Here is a 23,692-nt window from a genome sequence, read left to right as displayed (position 1 = left end):
AAGACGAAATGAAAAAGTTTGGAATCATTATAACCTTATTAACCCTAGTCTGCAGTGTATTTGCTGCAGACCCCAACGACCACAATACGTGGTCGGTAAACGCGGGTTCGTTTACATACAGTATGAACATTACCGCCAAGCTCAACATCAATTGTGTTGACCTGGAAAACCCTTCGAATAAAATTGCCGCTTTTGTTGGAAACGATTGTAGAGGGGTAGAATTTACCAGCAGCATTGTAAACGGAGAATACCTAGCCTTTTTAACGGTATATAGCAATAGTGTTAATGGAGAATCTATTAAGCTGTACATGTATAATGCTTCAATCGGAAATGTGGTAGCTGCAGCGGATGAAGTAGCTTTTCAGGATGGAGCAGCATACGGGTTTCCATCTTCTCCTTATATCACATACTCTAATCATGCTCCAACAGCCATAAATCTAACTGCAACAAGCATTGATGAAAACGCTGGAGCAAATGCATTGGTTGGAACTATGAGCTCGGTTGACCAAAATAGTGGCCAGACCCATAGCTACTCTTTTGTAGCTGGAACTGGTGATACCGACAACGGTAGTTTTTCCATTGACGGAAACAGCTTAAAGGCCACTAACAACCTTAATTTTGAGGTAAAAAGTTCTTATTCCGTAAGAATTAGAACTACAGATAATCTGGGTTGCTTTTATGACCAAACGGTTAGTATTACCGTTAACGATGTAAACGACGATATTACAGCTGTAAGTCTTGACAACAGTGACATCAACGAAAATGCCTCGGTAAATGCAGTTATTGGAAATGTAATTGTTAGTGATGAAGACCAGGGGCAGATCCATCAATATTTCCTGTCTAGTGCAAATGGTAAGGGAACTGATAATGATAAGGTGACCCTTTCTAGTTCTGGTTTGATTAGAGCCAATAACCAGGCCTTTAATTTCGAAGCTCAAGATGAGCTAGACGTTCAGGTTAGGGTTATAGACGGTGAAGGATCCGAGTTAATTCAGCCTTTTACTATCGCCATTAACGACCTTAATGATACACCCACAGAAATTGTAACATTTACCAATCAATTTGCAGAAAATCTAGCGGTGGGAACTACTTTAACCACCCTATCCACAACCGATGAGGATGCTGGTGATACCCATAACTACAGTTTTGCCACAGTAGAGGGTAGCGATAATGCAAGTTTCACCATTGTGGATGACGAAATTAGAAGCAACGTTATTTTCAATTTCGAAGAAAAGTCAATTTTTTACTTGTACATCATTTCTACCGATGCTGGTGGCGCCACGGTTCAGGAGCAGATTATTCTAACTGCAACCGACCAAAACGACACCCCTACTAACATTGAACTTAGCAGCACCTCATGTGCGGAAAATCAAAATGCAGGCGCTCTTGTTGCCATGCTTAGCGCAATAGATGAGGATGCAAATGATACCCACACTTATTCTTTAGTAGCTGGTGCTGGTGATACCGATAATGCAATGTTTCAGGTGGATGGCGACCAACTTAAAACAAGTACACTTTTCGATTTTGAAACAAAAAATCAATTAAGCCTTCGTTTACAAGTAAATGATGGTAATGCTACTTACTCCAAAGCTTTCACTATTTCTGTTACTGATAATAATGATACACCCTACGATCTTAACATCAGTAACAACGAAGTGTATGAAAACCTTGCAGATTATCAATTTGCAATTCTATCTACCTCCGATTACGACGCCAACGATGCTTTTAGCTATGCCTTAGTTTCTGGTTCTGGAGATACGCACAATAGCCAATTCAAAATTATTGGCAACTCGCTATACACTAAGAACGGTTTCGACTACGAGTCGGCTAACAATCTGTCTATCCGAGTAAAAACTACGGATGAAGCTGGAGCTAGTTTCGAAAAAACACTAGCCATTAGTATCCTCGATGCCAATGACAAACCATACGCACTAAGTCTTAGTAATAATGTGGTGGCAGAAAATGCAAATCTGGGAACCCCATTTGGTTTGTTTACCGGATCTGACGAAGACGCAAATACAACATTTACTTATGCTTTTGCAGAGGTTAGCGGTAACGATAACGCAAACTTCACCATTGTTGGAAATGAGTTAAGAACTAACTTAAAATTCAATTACGAGGATAGAAGCATCTACTACATTTATGTAAATGTTTACGACCAACATGATGCTTTTTTCCAAAAGCAGTTTACCATTAGCATAGATGACGCTAATGATATTCCAACCGATATTTCTATTAATAACCTTACCATCCCAGAAAACCAGGTAAGCGGAACCTTTATAGGAAAATTAAGCACCACTGATGAGGATGAAAACGATACGCATCTTTACTTTTTATCAGCTGGAGACGGTGATGATAATAACAATGCATTTGAAATAAGAAACGACTCACTTTTCAGTGATGCTGTATTCGATTACGAAACACAAGCAACAAGAAGCTTAAGAGTAAGTAGTTCTGACGGAAATGGGACAGTTTCCAAACAATTTACAGTTTCTGTGATTCCTGGAAATGATGCTCCCTACGGAATACTTTTAAGCAATGAAGAGGTAGTAGAGAACGCCAATAACACCTTAGTTGGAGTACTATCCACACTAGATTCTGATGCGGAAGACACCCATACTTATTCCTTGGTATCTGGAACTGGATCTACCGACAACGCCAAGTTTAAAATAATCGGCGACCAACTTTTAACCAATGTGGCTCTTGACTTCGAAACACTTGATACCGCTGAGATTAGAATTAAGGTAAGCGACTTATTAGGATCTACTTTCGAACGCACATTTAAGATTGCCGTGGAAGATCAAAATGACGTGCCACAGGATGTATTCTTAAGCACTAACATCTTTGACGAGAATCTAGATTTTGGAAGTACTATCGCCAACCTATCCACTCTGGATGAAGATGCCGACGAAACCTTCACCTATGAATTAACACAAGGAGAAGTAGATAATGCTTTATTCAGTATCGTTGGCTCTGAGCTTCGAACTAATAGCCAATTCGATTTTGAGACCAAATCGAGCTATTTTGTAAAAATCAAAGTAACCGATCAAGGAGGACTATCTCTTTCAAAGCAGTTCTCTCTAACGGTTAACAACACCAATGATATTCCAACCGATATCTCTTTAACCAGCTATACGGTAAAAGAGAACAAAACATCGGGGCAGGCTTTTGCAAAACTTGTTGCGACCGATCAAGATCCTTCAGACAACTTTACCTTTTCACTAGTTAGTGGGTTAGGTGACGATAACAATAGCAACTTCAACATTTTTGGTGACTCATTATACGTGAACACCAATTTGGATTTCGAAACGCAAAGCACCCACTTTATTCGCGTTCGTGTTTCAGACGGAACGGGTTCTTATGAAAAGAGCTTAACCATAGGTATCCTGGATGCCTTTGATGCTCCTACTGCTATTGAGTTGAGTTCGGACATGATTGCTGAAAACAAAGAAGTAGGGACTTTGGTAGCTACGCTATTAGCGATAGATGTCGATGCGCAGGACAGCCACACCTTCAGCTTTGCCGAAGGCTTAAACGACGACGACAATTCTTTCTTTGTAATTGAAGCCAACCAGCTGGTTAGCAACGCTAAGTTTAATTATGAGGCTAAAAGCCAGTACAAAATCAGAATAAAGGCAACTGATGCAGGTAACTTAAGCTACGAGCAGTTCTTCATCATTAACATTATCGATGAAAATGATGCACCAACTTCTATAGACTTAAGCACATTAAACTTTGACGAGAACATCCCGGTTTCTTCAGTAATAGCTGAAATTTCTGCTGAAGATCCAGATGCAAACGATGAGCTGAGATTTGAATTCGCCAACAACGGCGAGTACGATAACCATGCCTTCCAAATCGTAGGAAACAAAATCGTAACCAAAGAAAAAATCAATTACGAGGTTAAGCGCAAATACGTACTTAACATCAGAGTAATAGATATCGCTGGTGCATCTTTTGTTCAGCAATTTGTATTGGATGTTAACGATAAGATGGATGCTCCAACAGCCATTTTATTAGACAACGCATCTTTCTGGGAAGAATCTGCTTTAGGAACCTACATCGGAACTTTCGAAGTACACGATCAGGATGTAAACGACCAACACACTTTCCAATTTGTAGCGGGAATGCTAGGCGCTGACAATTCGAAATTTATGATTTCGAACGACAGCTTATTTACCAACACCTTCTTTGATTTTAATGCGCAAAGCGATTTTACGATTAAGGTTAAGGCAACGGATAAAACTGGGTTAAGCATAGACCAGAATTTCAGTCTATTCCTAAAGAACTCGAACAATGCACCTACATCCCTAACCCTGATTGGTAATGATGTAGATGAAAATCTACCAAACCAAAAAACAATAGGATACTTTGTTTCTGTGGATCCAGACTCAGGAGATGGTCATCAATACACTCTTGTTCCTGGAGAAGGTGATGCCGATAATGGAATATTCGAAATCGTTAACGGAATCCTGTACTCTTCAGCGAGTTTCGATTTCGAAACCAAGAACAGCTACTCGATAAGAGTGAGAACAACCGATTTTGCGGAAGCATACCTTGAGCAAGACTTCGTAATTAACGTAAACAATGTAAACGACAGGCCAAGTAACATTAGCCTTTCTACCAACACTTTCAACGAAAACCTTGAAAAGGGAAGCCGCATTTTAAGATTCACCACTACCGACCAAGATGCTGGTGCTAGCTTCACTTATACGTTTAACAACGATCAGCAAAACGACAATAACATGTTTGCGATTAATGGAGATAGCTTGGTACTGGATGGTTTTTTCAACTTTGAGGAAAAAGAGCTTTATACCATTAGAGTTACTAGTACCGATGAAGGTGGATTGGCCACTACGAAACAATTTATTGTAAACGTAAACGACATAAACGACGCCCCTACCCTTTTAAACCTAGAAGTACTTCCGGTGTATGAAAACGATTCTACTTCCTTAATCGCAATTGTGGAAACAATAGATGAGGATACTTGGGATGCCTTCAACTACGGGTTTATTCAGGATATCAATGGTGCTTCAAACGGCAATGTAATTTTCAGAGGAGACAGTTTATTCTTATCGCGTCCTTTTAACTTCGAGGCAAGCGCGACGGCAAGTCTGCATTTCTACGGAATGGACCTAGCTGGAATGAAGGTTGACACCGTAATAACCTTGGATATTATTGATGTAAATGATAAACCAACGGACATTTTCATTAGCAACTTAGAAATTGCAGAAAATTCGGCCCTAGGAACTATCATTGGGGCATTTAACACCGCGGATCAAGATAAAGATGAAACCTTTACTTACACATTGGTATCGGGTGATGGCGATGATAATAACGCCGCTTTCTTTATTGCAGAAAACGAGTTAAAAATCGCTACCAGCCCTAACTACGAGATCAAGCCAAACTATAGTGTTAGAATCAAAAGTACCGACTCTAGAGGCTTAAGCACCGAAAAGGCATTTACCATTGAAGTTCTAAACGTAAATGAAGCTCCAATTTTGGAAGATGCTATTTTGGATGTACCAGAAGACTTCGAAATTGGTGAGTACCTAGCAACCTTGTCTTACCTTGATAACGATCTTGGAGATCAGCACACCTTTAATGTTGTGGGGGCATCAAACGTAATAGCTGTTGATGAGCTAGGTGACATTTACCTAAATAGCATTCTAGATTACGAAGATGTGAGTGTTTATCCTCTTCAAGTTTCTATTACAGATCAGGGAGGATTGTCAGACACTGCAAATGTATTACTACGTGTAGTGGATGTTATTGAAAGCGGAGCCAACCAAAAGCTTCCGGTAAACAAAATCATCTCCCCTAATGGCGATGGTAAAAACGATGCCTTCCAGATTGAGAATGTACACCTATACAAAGATTACTCTCTTTCTATTTATAACGAAGCGGGTGGCTTGGTTTATCAAGTGAACCGTAACTACAGCAATGACTGGCAAGCAACGTATAATGGAAAGCCATTGGAAACTGGTAGTTACTACTACGTTTTTGTAAGCAATTTAAACCCTGCAGACATGTTCAAGGGGGTATTTTCAGTAATTAAATAATTCAGTAGCCATGAAAAAGGTACTATTCATATTAGCAGGAGTTTTGATTGGACATTTTGCCCAAGCTCAAAACTTAATTACCCATTATTCTTACCAGTTAAATTGGTTTAACATAAACCCAGGATTTGCTGCAATTGAACCAGGATTAACTGCTGTGGTTAATCCTCATACCCAATGGGTAGGAATGGATGGAAATCCAACTAACTCCATGTTTGGATTATACGGTCAGTATGGCGACAACATGGGCCTTGGAGCAAAAATCATCGTGGATAAGCGTGGATATTTCTCTAACTTTTCAGCAGAGGGAGTTTATGCCTACACCGCAAAAATAGATGAGCAGTCTAGTCTTAATTTTGGAATAAGCATGGGGCTTTACCAAACGCGATTGAATACGCAGGATTTAATCAATGACCAGTATACAGATGCGTCGGATCCTACGGTAACCACATTGTATTTCGATGAATCTCAATTTCTTTCCGGATTTGGGATGGTTTATCAGAACAAGGAGCTAACCCTTGGTGTAAGTGCACCACATCTAATTGTTACGGGAAGACCAATTTCTGATCATTTGTTTTTTATTGCTGGTTACAAATTTGATGTACCAGAAAGTAAATTGAAAATTGCTCCTAGCATTGTACACCAAAACATTACTAGAAGTCCTTCAATTACCGACTTAGGTATTGCATTTGAATGGGACCAAAAAGCATGGTTTAAGTTTGTTCAAAGAACAAATAGAACCAGTGTTTTCGCTATGGGTTTTAATGTTAATCAGTTTAGATTTTCCTATGCATACTCTTTGGCCTCCAGAGCTATGTCCGGGGCAAGTTCAGGTTCCCATGAATTGGGTATTATTATGAATTTCAGCGCTTTCAATTTTCAGACGAACACTGTAGATTAAGCCTACACTTCTACCCCAATTGATGAAATTTAGATTACTTGGCTTCCTTCTCTTTGCATCCACTTTGGTTTTTGGTCAAACGAAGGAAGCCAATTTTTTATCCAAAGCCCAAAACTTTAAGGAGCAAGGCATTTATGACTCCGCCTTGGTGTATTATAACCGGGCTTGTGATTATTATTTGGCTATCGGTGACACCCTAAACCATGTTTATGCCCTAACTAGTTTCGCCGAATTTCAAAGGTTTTTAGTGAAGCTTCCCGAAGCAAAAGAAAAGATAGACAGTGCAGAAGACCTTTCGGAAAAAATTCTAGTTCCCCCTGCATTTTTAGGTTACCTCTACGGCAGAAAAGCCGCAATTCTTTCCGAACTAAGGACCTCTCCTCAGGATTTGGTTTCGGCCTATGCAGACATGGCTTACCAACAAGCAGCCAAGGCACAAGACACCATTTTGATGGCAACATCTCTAAATGAGATTGGTTTTGTTTTGGAGAATAAAGACCGCGAAAACTGTTTCGATAAATACAAAAAAGCACTTAAGCTCTTTAAAGCAAAAAATGATACCGATGGATTTTTGTTGGTGTGCTTAAATCTTGCAAGAGCATACCATCACCACGCTATTCGAGACTCTGGTAGGGTTTATGCCGAAATGGGTATTAACCTACCTACTTTCTATCAAGACATTAGAAAAAATGAGCACTATTATTTCTATGCCGAAATACTTAGACACCAAGGTTTTCACAAAGAGGCATACGCTGCACTCCACAAACACCACGAGTTAGAATATCTCAAAAATCTCGATGGATGGAATTCCAACCTTGCCAAAATGGAGCGCCAACTTAAGTTGAAGGAAAAGGAAAACGAGCTTCTAAAAAAACAAGACTCCATAAACAAAACAGAAAACGAATTAAATAGCGAAAGACGAGTAAAAAGCTATGCTTTTGTAATCATTTTTATTCTGCTCGCATTACTCGGTCCGATTATTTATTTCAACCAGTTGTTTAGAAGGAAAAATAAATTATTGATGAAACTATCCAAGGAAAACAATTTCCTGGTAAGAGAATCAAACCACCGCATAAAAAACAATTTGCAGCTCATTAGTTCTATTATAAACAAAAAATTAAAGGTCGCACAACAAGACGAGCTTACACAACTACGAGAAATTTCAACAAAAATTGAAAGTATCGCTGGGGTACATAAGCAACTTTATACCAACAATGAGTTAGAATCTATTTGGTTAAAGCCATATTTAGAAAATTTGATAGCTGGATTAGGAGGGCTTCTTACAAAAGAAAATGTGGCTATCGCTTGTGAATTTTGTGATGTTCAAATTAATGCGAAAAAAGCAACCTATCTGGGTTTACTCATAAATGAATTGATCGTAAACTCCTTGAAACATGCGTTTAAAGATAGCAGGGCGAAAATCATCAAGATAAAATTAAATCGAGACGACCAAAACTTTTATCTTACCTATAAAGACAGTGGTACCGGACTTGGAAATGCCAATATCAAAATGGTGAAACTGTTAACATCGCAGCTTGGAGGATACTTTACACGAAGTGAAAGCGATTATCAAGAACTTAATTTCACATTGAAGCTATGAATGTTTTAATAGTTGAGGACGAATTACTAGTAGCCGATCACATTGCCGATATTATCCAAAGCCAGGGGGCCAACGTGGTAGGCTTGGCAAGAGATGTAGAGGAGGCTTCCACGTTTCTAAATTCACATACTCTAGACCTAATTTTCCTAGATATATTTTTAGAAAATAGCAATGGGATAGATTTTGGAAGAAAACTTCGCAACACGCACCCAAACATCCCTTTTATTTTCTTAACTGCTAATATAGACAAGGAAACCCTGCGCGAAGCCGTAGACTGCAAGCCTTTTAGCTACATTTCCAAACCGTTCCAAGAAACCGATATAATTGCCGCCATTGAATTAATTAAAAGTTCCAACCACGGTACAAACGGTTTGAAAATAAAATCATCGGATGGTATGGTAGATGTTCCATTCAATGAAATTTTTTACATAGTAGCCGATGGAGTATATTGTAACATTCATACAGAAAAAAGATCTTACCTGCATCGTGCAAGCCTTACAGAATTAATGAATCTACTACCCCACGCGGAATTTCAAAGAACACATCGGTCTTACATTGTGAATAGAAACCATATCCAAGCTAAAAAGTCGGATAACCTAATTGTAGCTAATGAATTAATTCCGGTGTCCAAGTCCTACCGAAATCTATTTTAAGTTAAGCTAGCTTCCTATCTGACTAATAGTTATTTGTCAAAATTGATTTTCTAAATCTTCCATTTTACTCCATAACATAACCGCAAAACTCCATAAAGGAGACATATCAACGGATATTCTGCTTTTCTCAATAAAGCCCAACCGAGTTCAATTTAAATCCAAAAGCTCGATGTAAGCCCTAGTAAAAGTTCAATTTGCAGCCCTTATCTGCCTAAATTGTTGCGCTGTTGAAATAACCTCTCAGCCCTGAAATTTTTTAACCGGCTTACATGAAGAAACTTTACCCACTTTTACTAGTGCTAGTGCTGCTAGCGCCTATTTTTTCTTTAGCTCAAACTACCACCATTACAATGGGAGCGGGAACAGCCACTTCCAATTCTACCGGCCAAAGTCCCAATAGCTCCTATTACGAAAGTAGACGCCTTCAATTTGTCTATACCGCATCCGAACTTAAGGCATCAGGAATTGAATGTGGTGTTATTTCTCAACTAGGGTTCTACGTTGTGCAAGCCAATGGTGTAAACATTCCCAACTATTCTATTAAGCTGAAAAACACCAATACCACCGATGCAACCAATTACCAAGGTGGACTTACAACGGTTTGGAATGGAACTTTCAACGATGTAGCCAATAGCTGGAACATGTTTACCCTCAACAATAATTTCTTTTGGAATGGAAATAACTTGTTGGTAGAAATATGCTGGCCCCATAACAATTACAGTTTCAATAATTCCGGAACGGTTAGGACTTATAATCAAGCTGGCACCAATAACGACATGATGGGTTACTACAGCGATACCCAAGACATGTGTAATACCACTACTGATATAAACGAAAACTACAAGCCCCAATTTAGGTTTGTGGTAAAAGAAGGTCCAGAAACTCCTTTAAATCCAGGCTCAATTAACCAAGCCAACAACCAAACTATATGCCAAGGTTCCTCTATTAACTACACCCTTACAGGAAGTAATGCAGACACCTACCAGTGGGAAATTTCTACAGATGGAACCAATTTCAGCAACGCTTCCGGTAGCTCTACAACTACATCCTATAACACTCCCACAACCTTATCTCCAGGTAGTTACTGGCTTAGGGTTAACACCAAGTACAATTACAATTGTGGAAGCGCCTATTCTAACCTCATTAAATTCAATATTGATCCAAGTACCAACCCTGGTAACCTAATTGCCGCAGCCAACGAAATTTGTGAGCAATCGGGAACCACACTTTCTATTTCTGGCCACACTGGAAGTATATTAAACTGGGAAGTAGCAAACACAGCCACTGGACCTTGGAATAACATCAACTTTCAGGGAACAACTTATAGCACAGGAAATTTAAGCAGCACAAAATATTACAGAGTTCGAATAAAAAGTGGCGTATGTCCTGCCCAGTACAGTAACGTAGTGGAAATAAAGGTTTTCAAATTCTCTAAGGGTGGAACTTCCTCCCCAGCAGAACAAACCATTTGTAGGTTTCAAAACGCTACCATAACACTAGATTTAGAAAATGGGGATATTCAATGGCAATCGTCTACCACTGGAACGGGGTCTTGGAACAACCTAACGGGTGAAACGGGCAATACCCTGGTGGTATCTCCTGCAGATAACTTGTTTTACCGAGCAACAGTAAAAAGTGGCCCTTGCGCATCAGATGTAAGCTCTATTGCCAAGGTAAATGTTACTCAACTGGCAGAACCGGGAACTGCCATTGCCAGCCCAGATCGAATTTGTAAAGACGATGAATCAACCTTAAGTGTAAGTGGTTTCGACAATCTAGCCACCCTTCAATGGCAAGACAGTATTGCCGGAGGATCATGGAATGATATTGCGGGAAAAACAACCGCTAGTTTTAACACCGGACCGCTTACAACTACCACTTATTACAGACTAAAAGTTCACAAAGAAGACTGCGATAATTTTGGAAATGTAGTTGAAGTAAAAGTTGACCCTCATTCCGTTGGCGGCGATGCTTCTCCAATTTGGCAAACCATATGCAATGGCGATAGCCCAGGTCCAATTAGTGCCAGCATGCATGTTGGAGGCAACTTTCAATGGCAGGATAGCCTTCCTGGTAGAATCTGGGGGGATATTGCCGGAGCCAATAACAATAGCTACACCCCAAGCACAACAGAAGGAAACTTTTACCGCTATATCATAACCAGTGGTGTTTGTCCACCAGATACAAGTTCCATGGCTTATATAAAAGTTGTGGATTGTATGAAAGATGGAAGCACGGAAAAATGTCGGGGAAGAATTACCGACTCAGGAGGAGAAAATAATCCTTATGGAAACGGTGAAGACTTTATCTACACCATTTCCCCATCAAACGCTAACAGCATCACACTTAATTTCGAAGAGTTTGACGTAGAACCAAGGCAAACTTTTCCGGGGGAAGTACTAACGGATTACCTCGAGATTTTCGACGGTCCTGATGAAAATGCTCCATCCTTAGGAGTTTTCGATAATACAAACCCGCCCACCATAATTTCTTCATCTGGTGGCTCAATCACCCTTCAATTTGTTTCGAATGTTGTGACAACACATAATGGATTTAACGCGGTATGGTCTTCCGATATCGGTGATCCAACGGTTTCTCCCCTATCGCAGTCTGTAATGCCAGCGGATCCATTTTCTATCAATGCGGCGAACTTCGATGGGTTCGTTCAGTGGGAAAGCTCTACAGATAGTTTAAACTGGTCGGATATTCCTGGTGAAAATGCATTCGACTTATCAGGAATTGCCACCACAACTAAATATTATAGAGTAAGGGTTAGCCAAGAAGGTGGATGTATTTACTACTCTCCAGGAGCTAAGGTTAGTGTAGCCGGAGGTACCACGGCATTTACCCAAGACACCAATAGAATTTGCGAAGGCAGTACAATTACCTTCGAAAACCAAAGCAGCAATGTAGATTCTATTAAATGGCTATTCCCAGGAGGATCTCCATCCACTTCTACTTCCGATAATCCCGAAGTTACCTATAACACCGAAGGTGATTATAGTGTTAGCCTGATAAGCTACTTCGGTGCTGCCGACCCAGATACCTTAACAAAAAAGGACACCGTAAAAGTTCTACCCAACCCAATGGCCGGAACCATTGCTGGAAATTCAGAGCTTTGTGAAGGAGATGATCTAACGCTAGGCCTCTCTGAGAACAAGGGAAGTATCCAATGGGAGGAGTCCGACGACAACATTACCTGGACTCCCATCGCTGGAGCAACAAGCGCCTCACTAACGGCTGATAACTTAACTGAAAGTAAATATTACCGAGCCATTTCAACTACCACATGTGGCTCTGCAACATCAGCAACGCACGCAGTTACCGTTTACCCATCTCCAGTAGGTGGGGCAGTTTGGGCCGGAAAATCTCAAACCGATACCACCGTTTGTTCTGGATCAGGCTTAATTATTGAATTACGAGGTCAGGAAGGAAATATCCAATGGCAAAAATCTACAGATAATAGTACTTGGAATAACCTGGCTGGCGAGACTGGACCGGCTATTGCCCAGGCTAACATTACATCTGGATTTTACCTAAGAGCAGAATTAAGCTCAGGAGTTTGTCCTTCCCAATATGCTGCAAGTGCTCAGGTTTCGGTTAACCCAAACCCTAAGGAAATTGCTATTTCTGGTGAAAACGAAATTTGTGATGGTAATTCAACCAACCTATCCGTTGCAGAACCCTACCTAGGTACAATCCAATGGCAAGACAGTAGCGCTAGCTCTCCTTGGAACAACATTCCCGGTGCCAACACTAACAACATTGCAGTTACTCCTACCGAAACCACTTACTATAGATTGGTAAATACCGTTTCTGGTTGTGGTTCAAAAATAGGACCGAGACATGAGATTGTTGTTAACCCTATTCCACAGAACGGGACAATTTCAGCGCTGGCAAATGAAATCTGCAAGGAGACTTCCACCTCCTTAACTATAGAAAATTACAGTGGAAATATTCAGTGGCAAGACAGCATTGGCAATGGAAGCTGGAAAAACATTGCAGGCGCCATTAACGAAACCTATAATACGCCCGCCCTTAATTCAGACACTTGGTATAGAGTTACTATTTCAACTGCAAATTGTGGAGGCCTAAGTAGCTCTCCGGTAAAAATTTCAGTTCAAGAGTTACCAGAAGCAGGAAATATCGGTAATGACCAAACCCTTTGCGAAGGCTCGGAATTAACGCTAAGCAGCGATGCAAGCAACGGCAACTTACAATGGCAACAAAGCAACGACCAAATAACTTGGAACGATCTTAATGGCCAAACCACCGCTATGCTTACCGTAACCGCTAATAACAGCAGTTATTACAGATTAATGGCATCTACCGACTTATGTGGTAGCGACTTTTCTAATGAAGTATTCATCAGCGTGGTGGAAAAGATCGATCCTTCCAGCATCAATGGTCCTACTGAAGCTTGTATCGGATCTAGCATAACTTTAGAAGTTGAAACCCAAGAAAACCTTGTTTGGCAAAGAACCATAGATGGATCTTCATGGGAGGAAATATCGGGAGCCACAAGCCGGGTATTGGAAAACATCCTAATAGAGGAAAACATCCAGTTTAGGGTGAAGTATGATAATGCTCCATGTCCGGTGGTTTATAGCCCTGTACACGCTGTTAATGCACTCGATAATCCACTGGCAGGATTTATTGGAAACGACACTACAATTTGCCCTGAGTCAATACTAGAGTTAAGAACCAATGAAAGCTTTGGAGATCTTCAGTGGCAGCAAAAATTGGCCTCCGGAGATTGGAAGGATATACTTGGTGCTAATGCAACAACCTATTCCTCTAACCCCATTAGTGAAAACGTTAGTTTTAGACTTATTAGTTCTACTGCAAAATGCAGTACGGACACATCGAATATTAGATTGGTCTCTATTATTCCAACTCCAGAAATGAGTGATGTGGTTGGGGAAAACTCGGTGTGCAGCGGAAGTTCTATTCAATTAGAAATAAGTGTAACCGACGGTAGTATTCAGTGGCAAGATTCCGTTGCAACTGGCACTTGGAATGATATTGCTAATGCAAATAGCGATTCCTACACCACGAATAACCTCAGCGTCACTACTTATTTCAGAGTTAAATCGGGTTCGAGTACTTGTGGCTGGATCTATTCCAATATCCACGAAGTGTTGGTAAATGAAACTCCGTCCATTTCACCGATAACCGGAGCTACAGATATATGCGCTGGAGAAAGCGGCACCTTTGACCTAACAGATTGGAATGGCACGCTACACTGGGAAACCAGTGAAAACGGGGAAGATTGGTTCGAAGTAGTTGGAGAAACAGCCTCTAGCCTAACTTTAAACAATCTTACCGAGGATTTTATGCTGAGAGCCATATCCAGCACAGAGTTTTGTGGTACCGACACCAGCGATCAATTGGAGATTACCATCAGACCTCAACCCGAATTAGGTGTAGTTGGAGGTGAAGAACAAGTTTGTACCAACGAATCTTTCCAATTAAATATTAGTTCATTTGTTGGAGATATTCAATGGCAAGACTCAACAGCTTCAGGTTCTTGGAATAATTTAGCTGGCGAAAATTCCAGCATTCTTACCCCCCCTGGAATAAGTGAAAAAACATGGTTTAGAGTTATTGTATCATCGGAATACTGTGGTAAAAAGACCTCTAATGAACACGAGGTAAGCCCATACCAAGTTTCTGTAGCAGGCAGCTTACCCACTACGTTAGATATCTGCGAAGGAGATTTAGTTACCCTTAATACATCGGACACCGAAGGAAACCTCACTTGGGAAATAAGTGAGGATAATGAAAACTGGAATGAAATTGGGAACGAAAATGATGAATCCATAAGTATAGTAATCAATACCAGTAGTTGGATTCGTCAGCTCGCACAAGTGGCCAGCTGTTTAATAGACACTTCCAATACCGTTAAAATTAATGTTACCCCAAATGCTTCGGGTGGTAATCTAACCGGACCATCTCAGGTTTGTGAGGGAACTGAAATTGAATTGGAAGTCTTTAATTACATCGGAACACTTCAGCTTCAAGAATCTTCGGATGGAATAACATGGCAAAATGTTTCTGGAGCCACTAGTAGCCCATTTAACCCTACCATCGGAGATAAAAATACTTGGTATAGAGTGTACCATACCTCAGGAGGATGTGGTACCGATTTCTCAAATGAACTACTAGTTTCGGTAGATAAATTACCTGTTCCTGGGAGCATATCTGGGGTAGACACCATTTGTAATAATGGTTCGGGCTCAATTAATACCACTGGATTTTTTGGTAATCTTCAATGGATAGCTTCCAATGATCAAGAAAACTGGGTGGAACTTGCGGGTGAAACCAATGCCACGCTAAACATTTCTAACCATGCTACAACTACCTATTACCGTGTTATTGCCACCAATGGAACTTGTACTCCCGATACCTCGGCAATAAAACAGGTGGTGGCCACAGCATTACCCGAAGAAGGAAATATAGACGGCCCATCATTCAGTTGCACTGGAAATAACTTTGTTTTAAACCTAGAAGGATCTCTGGGGCAGATAACCTGGGAAATCTCTACTGATGGAGGTGTTTCTTACAACCCTATTACTGGTGAAAACACCAGTAGCGTAAGCGGCAATTTTGCAACCGCGGGGACTTACTTTTACAGAGCAAGGGTAACAAACAGCCCTTGTGGTACGGTTTACTCTCAGGTGCATCAACTGGATATCGTAGAGTGTCTCCCTCCTACTTCATCAATCTCCTACACGGATGACGAAATATGTAAAGGCGGTGAAATCATTTTTACCAGCAATGCGAGCAATGCAGATTCCGTAAACTGGATATTCCAGGGAGGAAACCCACAGATATCAAATCAGACCAAACAAAAAGTGAAATACCAGGCAACGGGTACATTCTCTGTGCAGCTTATCGCTTACAACGCATACGGAAGCGATACATCAACCATGACAGTTAGAGTTACCAAGTGTAACTTCCCAGTTAGCTATTTCCGCCAGGATAACGACTCTGTGTGTAGAGGTGAAAGATTGCGCTTCACCAATTTCTCTCAATTTGCAGATTCGGTTCGGTGGTTCTTTGAAGGTGGCTCGCCATCGACCTCCACAAAAGACACGGTTGATGTTCTGTACAATAGCCTTGGAAAGTTTTATGTGTATCTCGTTAGCTATAACCCACAAGGAACAGACACCATAAAAGTTAGCAACGCGGTAACGGTTTGGAATTGCCCAACCAAACCAAACGCAAACTTTAGTTATGTCCAAAATGGATTGCTTACCAACTTCACCAACCTCTCTAGCAACGCAAGCTCTTACAGTTGGGATTTTGGGGATGGATTGGGATATTCTACCAGTACTAACCCAAGCTACACCTACCCCTTCCCAGGAACCTACGAAGTTTGTTTAACCGCAAGCAATGCGGGTGGCAGCGATACGGAGTGTAAATCAATAAGTTTTACGGTTGGAGTAAATACCACACTTGAGGAGTTGGGGATAAATATTTTCCCGAACCCCGTTGAAAATGTGCTTCAAATTTCATCGAAGGGTACTACACAAATTGAAAGTGTTCAGCTTATTGATGCTTTGGGAAGAGTATTGATGTACAAAGAATTTGAAAAAGACTTATACCTAGACATTTCCGAATTTGCCTCAGGAGTCTACCAGGTTATGATGAGCTATAAGGACAAATCAATAATTCACCGAGTAATTAAAAAGTAGTAGGGTAAATTTCCAAACACTTAAAGGACCATCTTTTTGAGATGGTCTTTTTTTGTTAATGGCGAGGCTGGATATAACCAATTGTGCATCCCCTTTGTTGATAATCAAGTTATATCTTCGCCAAAAATCAGACCATCTACCATGAATTTTAATTTTTATCTGCAACAAGGAATTAACCACATTTTAGATTTAAATGGGTACGACCATCTACTTTTTGTTGTGGCACTTTGCGCTATATATCAAATTAAAAATTTAAAGTCCGTATTAATTGTCCTTACAGCTTTTACGGTAGGACACTCCATTACTTTAATCCTGGCGGGATTGGAGATTTTAAAACTCCCCCAAGACCTTATCGAAACCTTGATACCAATTACCATAATGCTTACTGCCCTTAGCAATATTGTTTTTTACAAACGACTGAAACAGCGTAATGTAAATTGGAACTATTTTATCGCGGTGGTTTTTGGTCTCATTCACGGGGCAGGATTTTCAAATTTCTTTAGAGCAATGTTCACGGAAATAAATTCTGATTTAATCCTACCTCTTCTGGCTTTTAATCTTGGGATAGAAGTCGGACAAATAATTATTGCCATTGTTTATTTTATCGTTTTATTCTTATTGCAACTAGCCTTGAAATTTAATCACCAACGTTGGTCTAACCTCATCAGCGGACTGTGCTTTGTGATTTCAACGCTAATGTTATTCGGTGTTTTATAACATTCGATTACTTTCGTACCATGACTCCCTCCTCAAAATTCTTACTAGGATTCGCTAGTTATTTCTTGCTATTAATTTCTTGCAATAGCATGGATTCAACCTTGGGAACAAAGACTGCCATTAAAAGTGTTTCGCAGCATTTGGTAAACCGGATTAGCGAGGATGGATCATTAACCTTTAAGGTATTTGCCGATAGTACACTCCCCACCCCAGACCATCAAAACATACTTTGGCACGCTGCAACCGTAGAAGCCCTTTCTCGACATGGAAATCATCCAATTATAACATCGCACAAACAAGAATTAATAAAGGCGGCAAATCACCTTAAAGGTGAGGGTATTTCAAAGGCTAATATTTGCTCAGACTGCCTTGGAGTATGGATAGATAGTTACTCCTTATCTCACGAAAAGAATATTCGAAAGGTTAAGCTAGGGGCAGTTGGAATTGCCTTAGCTGCCCTGGTGGAAATGGAAACAACGCAGCCAAATTTCACATCTAAGGTCACCTTAAATGGATTAGCAAACTTCATTAAAAGTATGGAGATAGATTCGGGAGGGTTGGCAGCGCAATATATCCCTACGCAAACCGATTCCATTGCAGGCATAGCCCCCTTGCGCTTTGCTGGAATGGCCGCTTTTGCTCTAATAAAGTACTATGAGTACACCCAAGAAAAAAGTTGGTTGGATTTTGCTTACCGCATTTTAAACCATTACGCCCACGATAATATTAAAAACCAGTCATCAAATATCGATAACTGGATTACAATGGCCTACCGTAAGTTTATCCAAACCTATCCTTCCGCCCCAGGTATAAACAACTATGATTTAGAATATATAAAAGCACACACCCAAAAAATGGTAGAAATGACTTTGGAAAAACAGATTCTAGAGGATTCGAATTCTACCTTTTACGGAAGTTACGATTTGCAAGGACTAACTTTTAAAACGGCAGCAAAAGGCTTAACCTTGGCTTATGCTTATTGGATTTTAGAAAATAATACTCAACTGAAAGCGAAGATTATTAATTCCCTATATGCCAGTTCTTCTTTTATTATTCGTGCTCAAATAAAAGAGGGAAAATATAAGGGGGGAATTCCTCGAGCAATTATGCGCATTCCTTCGGCTAGTTCTTTCTTTAATTTAAAACAGTCCGAGATAAGACTCGATTATTTAATTCTATCCCTCGATTTTCTTCATGAGTGTCAAAACATTTTCAAATCGAGCGAGGTTTAGGCAAAAAAAAAAAATCCTCCCAAAACGGAAGGATTTTTAAAGTATGCTTGAAAAAATATTAAGCTAAAACTTCACCAACCTTGTCAGCAGCTTCTTTAAGAAGAACTACAGAGTGAACTTTTAGACCGCTGTTTTCAATTAATTCCTTCGCTTCAACAGCATTGGTTCCTTGAAGTCTAACAATAATTGGAACTGGAATATCTCCAATGTTTTTGTAGGCATCAACGATTCCTTGTGCTACTCTATCGCAACGAACAATTCCACCAAAAATATTTACAAGAATGGCTTTTACGTTAGGATCTTTAAGAATAATTCTAAAGGCCTTCTCTACGCGTTCTGCATTTGCTGTACCTCCTACATCTAAGAAGTTGGCTGGATCTCCACCACTTAGTTTGATGATATCCATGGTAGCCATTGCCAAACCAGCACCGTTAACCATACACCCAACGTTTCCGTCAAGTTTAACATAGTTAAGTCCTGCTTCACCCGCTTCAACCTCAATCGGATCTTCCTCAGTGATATCGCGCATTGCTGCGTAATCTGGGTGACGGAATAATGAGTTATCGTCTAAAGTTACTTTTGCGTCAACTGCAATAATCTTATTGTCAGAAGTCTTAAGTACTGGGTTAATTTCAAATAAAGAAGCATCACAACCTTCGTATGCTTTGTAAAGCTTTGTTACGAACTTGGTCATTTCCTTAAATGCCTGCCCACTAAGTCCAAGGTTAAAAGCGATTTTTCTCGCTTGGAAAGGCAATAATCCTACTGCTGGATCTACCTCTTCGTTGTGAATAAGGTGAGGCGTTTTCTCAGCAACTTCTTCGATATCCATTCCACCTTCGGTAGAATAAATAATGGTGTTACGTCCCTTAGCTCTGTCAAGTAAAACCGACATATAAATTTCGCTAGTTTCGCTTTCACCAGGGTAGTATACGTCCTGTGCAACAAGCACTTTATGAACTTTCTTTCCTTCAGCAGATGTCTGAGGAGTAATTAAGTTCATTCCGATAATGTTCGAAGCTTTTTCTTTAACATCATCAAGGCTCTTGGCAAGTTTTACTCCCCCACCTTTTCCGCGACCACCAGCGTGAATCTGAGCTTTAATTACCCACCAATCCGTACCGGTATCTTCGTTTAATTTTCTTGCAGCTTCTACTGCCTCTTCTGGGGTGTGAGCAACTATTCCTTCTTGGATAGCAACTCCAAAACTTTTAAGGATAGATTTTCCTTGATATTCGTGTAAATTCATGTTTTGGCTATTGGCTTAATTGCGAGCCAAAAGTAATTTATCCAAGCCAAATTCAAAACCCCTTTGGTGAGTATATTTTTCTCAATCACTAGATTAGCGAAAAAATAGAGCAATTGGAGTTACTGCGAGCCAAAAACATAAGCAAATCCTACGGCAATAATCAGGTTTTAAAACCTTTAGATTTAACCATAAACAAAGGGGATTTCATATCTATTACAGGCCCAAGTGGAGCTGGAAAGACCACGCTGTTGCAAATTTTAGGGACCTTGGAAAAACCCTCAGATGGTGAGGTTCTCTTCAATGGCTCATCCAACCCATACCAATTAAAAGAAAAACAACTAGCCGCCTTCCGCAGCAACCATTTAGGCTTTGTCTTTCAATTTCACCAGTTGCTCCCTGAGTTTACTGCTATTGAAAACATTATGCTTCCCGCATTAATAGCGGGAAAAGCTAAAAAAGAGGCTGAAAACAAGGCGCTGGAACTATTAGACTTATTGGGAATTTCAAACCAAAAAGATCAAAAACCCAGCACAATGTCAGGCGGTGAAAGGCAAAGGGCTGCTGTTGCAAGGGCACTCATCAACGAACCGGATATTGTTTTTGCAGATGAACCCAGCGGGAATTTAGATTCAGAAAACGCTGAAAAACTGCACCACATTTTTAAAGAACTTCAAGAATCCATCACCCAAACCTTTATCGTGGTTACGCACAACGAAAAATTGGCTCAAATTGCAGATCGTGTACTGGTTTTAAGAGATGGCGTTCTACAGTTTTAACCACCAGTAAATAGTAATTTAGACCGATACAATACCTGACCGCCTCTGGTAACCACAATTACCGTATAGTAACCTGGTGTTAGTTCTTTTTGAGGCGTAATTGTGTTTTTGCCGACAACCACCCCTTTTTGGAAAACCATTTGCCCCAGCGTATTGATTATTTCCACACTCATTTCACCTGAGTAAGGAGGAATTTCAATGGCAAACGCTTCCTTCGCTGGATTGGGATACAAGTAAATGTTTTTACTCTTTTGCCCTACCCAGACTAAACCCGATGGCGTTTTGACAATCTCACTAGAGTCTATTACCATTACTTCGTGAAGCGCAATAGTATTGTTGTTTCTAACATTTTGCAACATTTCTGTACCCTCCGGAAAAGACATACCATAAGTGGGACCATTCTCAGAACGTAAAATACGCGCCAATACACCAAACCTTCTATTTTGAAGATAGCCCAAAGAATCACTAGTTAAACTGGTGTCTATATGAGGCAAATTCTCCCATTTAATAGAAAGTGTAGTGTCAGAAAATGGCGGGATAACAGGAATGGGAACAAGCGTATTGTGCGCCCTATCCCCCAAAAGGGTATCTGCATTGGGGTAATATTTCAACCAACGCTCCGGCCAAACACTGTAGTGATCCACCCGCGAGAAATACAATTCCAGGTATTCCGAACCTAAACTGGGTTCTGCACTCGGATTATGCACGCTCACGTGTATATAATTTTCGTAACCCTTAATAATCTCCCCAGGCTCAGCTCCTTTTGCAGTATTGTGATCTGGCTCCTGATTTACCCAAATATCTGGGCTTTGCCATGGGTTAGCTCCCTCGTATGGTTCTACCCAAGGATTGGGATAATCTTTTTCGTCCCTGATATACAGCGAGCTATCCCTGAAAATTACTTTTACCGGCACCGAATATGTTTTACATCCCATTTCATCGGTTGATGAAACCATAAAATAGCGCTGCTCCGGAAAATTCCAGACCCGTAATACTGGATTGGCATTATCTGGAATTGGAATCATTTTTTCATGACTAAAACCATAATTCTCCTGGTTAGGCTTTAGCTTCACTTCATTCCACTCATAAATATTTCCTGCGGTGTTTAAATCCTGGGGTGCGCCCAATTTGGTTATAATCCTATCTGGATTGTGCACCTCGAGATAAATAAATTCCTTTTTCTTGCTTGGATAATAGTTAAAGCGCTCACCAGTTATCCCATCGATATTATGGCTAGATAGGCGATACTTACTGTGAAAAGGATTTTGCATACTGTAAACCATGTGCGGCATCACAGAATAACTAAACCACTGGGAACCAACAAAATGAAGAAATTCCCTTTCATAGGTTTCCCATTCTTCGATTTCGCCATTATCATTCTTATCGTAACCCCAAAAATCCTTATACCTCTCCTCTAGCTTGTAAATACTCTCCCCACCATTACTAGGACCCGAATTAACCCGGTCGCCCCAAAGGTTTCCTTTGTGTCTACCTGCTTCATCTGAATTCACATATCTGTTAGTCTCTGCCGAAAACATAGAGGCTATCTCCATTTCATAATCGTCCCCATACTCCTCGCGTTTCGACCGCGTTTCTCGCAGGATGATTAACGATTGATGAATAGATTGTTTTGATTGGTATATCAGGTCTATTTCATGTGGTCTGTAGTGGTTGGTCATAAAAATTCTATCAGCGAAATACACGATTTGAGCCAACCAGTTTTCCCAATAGGGATAATCGTCATCGGGTTGTACGTCTTCTATATCATTATAATAATCCTCTACGGTCTCTATATTTGGGTCCTTCCTAAATCGTTTGGAAACAGTGGGCATGGGACCTTGATACACATGAAAGGCAATATCCTTCCCGTGTGAATTTCCAGCAAATGCGTGCATGAGCTTCATAAAATCCACAAACACCTTAAATATGTTATCCGGACCGTTCAAGCTCCATTTGCCAATAGATTCAGGCTCACGGTCGGCCATGTTCCACCACTCGTATTCGGTTACTACCGACTTTATCCCAACAGTAAAATCTCTGTTTCCCTTTCGCTTTGCCTGCGGTTTATATGTTTTCTTAAAAGTTCTATTAAATTGATCGATCGCCGCCATAGCATAGGCTTCTTTATAAAATCCGCTGCCTGGCCCTCTTTTTTCCAAAACTGCAAAAAGCGAATCCCTATCCCTTTTTGGGAGATCTCCGCATAGAGCTAAGATATCTGCCGGGTTTATTTCTGGCTGGGTAACAACGATGTTTTGATTTGGATTCTCATAATCCTCGGACCTTATAATGTGTTCTGGCTCAAAAGCCAATCCCACCTCTATACCAAGGTCATTAGCCCGGGCAATAAAATCATTTAGCTGACTTAAAAGCTGTTGCCTTTTGGGGTAGAAATCCTCAAAGGATTTTTCGAATATTTTTTTTACATCAAAAAGGACGAGGTAGGTAAAATCGTGGAGTTGTGCATAGTACAACAGCGCCTCCTCGTTTTCTCGGTTCCCTAAAATCCCTTTTTTACGGAAAATCATATCCTTGTAAAAGGTGTAATTATAAAGATCCAAAGCAGGAAGTAATTCATCCACATAAAGCCCTCTGATTTGCCTATCTAGGTTGGTTCCTGATGAAGGATCTGGACATTTCCATGAACTTGGATCCGGAGGAATTTGCGCATAGAGAACTAGACCGGCGAACCAGAATAAAAGCGTTGAAAGCGACTTCATTAATTGGATATAACTGCAGTTGATTGCAGTTTAATTATTTAGTGGAGTGACCTCTTGAATACTATTTAGAAACAGTAAAAACCTT

Annotated in this window: 10 protein-coding genes; 8 read left to right on the top strand and 2 right to left on the bottom strand. The window is 40.4% G+C overall.

Going from position 1 to position 23,692, the window contains the following annotated elements:
• Window positions 1-8 precede the first annotated feature (8 nt).
• The 7 genes from FRX97_RS08115 (at window position 9) to FRX97_RS08085 (ending at window position 18,862) form a co-directional block, all read left to right on the top strand.
• Window positions 9-6,062, top strand: a complete 6,054-nt coding sequence (locus tag FRX97_RS08115) for a cadherin domain-containing protein (protein WP_147014699.1) — start codon at window positions 9-11, stop codon at window positions 6,060-6,062.
• A gap of 10 nt (window positions 6,063-6,072) precedes the next feature.
• A complete protein-coding gene (locus FRX97_RS08110; protein WP_147014698.1) occupies window positions 6,073-6,960 on the top strand; it encodes a PorP/SprF family type IX secretion system membrane protein in 888 nt (295 codons plus the stop codon).
• Window positions 6,961-6,982: 22 nt separating this feature from the next.
• Window positions 6,983-8,560, top strand: coding sequence for a sensor histidine kinase (locus FRX97_RS08105; RefSeq protein WP_147014697.1), 1,578 nt, complete (start codon window positions 6,983-6,985; stop codon window positions 8,558-8,560).
• Window positions 8,557-9,213: a LytR/AlgR family response regulator transcription factor gene (locus FRX97_RS08100; RefSeq protein WP_147014696.1), complete on the top strand. Its 657-nt coding sequence runs from the start codon at window positions 8,557-8,559 to the stop codon at window positions 9,211-9,213. The genes FRX97_RS08105 and FRX97_RS08100 overlap by 4 nt, the downstream gene beginning before the upstream one ends.
• Before the next feature lie 269 nt (window positions 9,214-9,482).
• Window positions 9,483-16,913: a PKD domain-containing protein gene (locus FRX97_RS08095; RefSeq protein WP_147014695.1), complete on the top strand. Its 7,431-nt coding sequence runs from the start codon at window positions 9,483-9,485 to the stop codon at window positions 16,911-16,913.
• Between the two features lie 141 nt (window positions 16,914-17,054).
• Window positions 17,055-17,630, top strand: coding sequence for a HupE/UreJ family protein (locus FRX97_RS08090; RefSeq protein ID WP_147014694.1), 576 nt, complete (start codon window positions 17,055-17,057; stop codon window positions 17,628-17,630).
• 89 nt (window positions 17,631-17,719) lie between these two features.
• Window positions 17,720-18,862, top strand: a complete 1,143-nt coding sequence (locus FRX97_RS08085; RefSeq protein WP_147014693.1) for a hypothetical protein — start codon at window positions 17,720-17,722, stop codon at window positions 18,860-18,862.
• A gap of 58 nt (window positions 18,863-18,920) precedes the next feature.
• On the opposite strand, the gene sucC is transcribed toward FRX97_RS08085, so the two are convergent.
• Window positions 18,921-20,111, bottom strand: coding sequence for an ADP-forming succinate--CoA ligase subunit beta (gene sucC, locus FRX97_RS08080; protein WP_147014692.1), 1,191 nt, complete (start codon window positions 20,109-20,111; stop codon window positions 18,921-18,923).
• 113 nt (window positions 20,112-20,224) lie between these two features.
• Here sucC and FRX97_RS08075 point away from each other — a divergent pair, with 113 nt between their 5' ends.
• Window positions 20,225-20,887 (top strand): ABC transporter ATP-binding protein, encoded by a 663-nt coding sequence (locus FRX97_RS08075; RefSeq protein WP_147014691.1) that lies wholly within the window; start codon window positions 20,225-20,227, stop codon window positions 20,885-20,887.
• On the opposite strand, the gene FRX97_RS08070 is transcribed toward FRX97_RS08075, so the two are convergent.
• Window positions 20,884-23,607, bottom strand: a complete 2,724-nt coding sequence (locus FRX97_RS08070; protein ID WP_147014690.1) for a T9SS type A sorting domain-containing protein — start codon at window positions 23,605-23,607, stop codon at window positions 20,884-20,886. The genes FRX97_RS08075 and FRX97_RS08070 overlap by 4 nt on opposite strands.
• Window positions 23,608-23,692: the final 85 nt, after the last annotated feature.

Origin of the sequence: Luteibaculum oceani, assembly GCF_007995015.1 — a bacterium.
Lineage (GTDB): Bacteria > Bacteroidota > Bacteroidia > Flavobacteriales_D > Luteibaculaceae > Luteibaculum > Luteibaculum oceani.
This window is presented reverse-complemented; position numbering and strand designations above follow the sequence as displayed.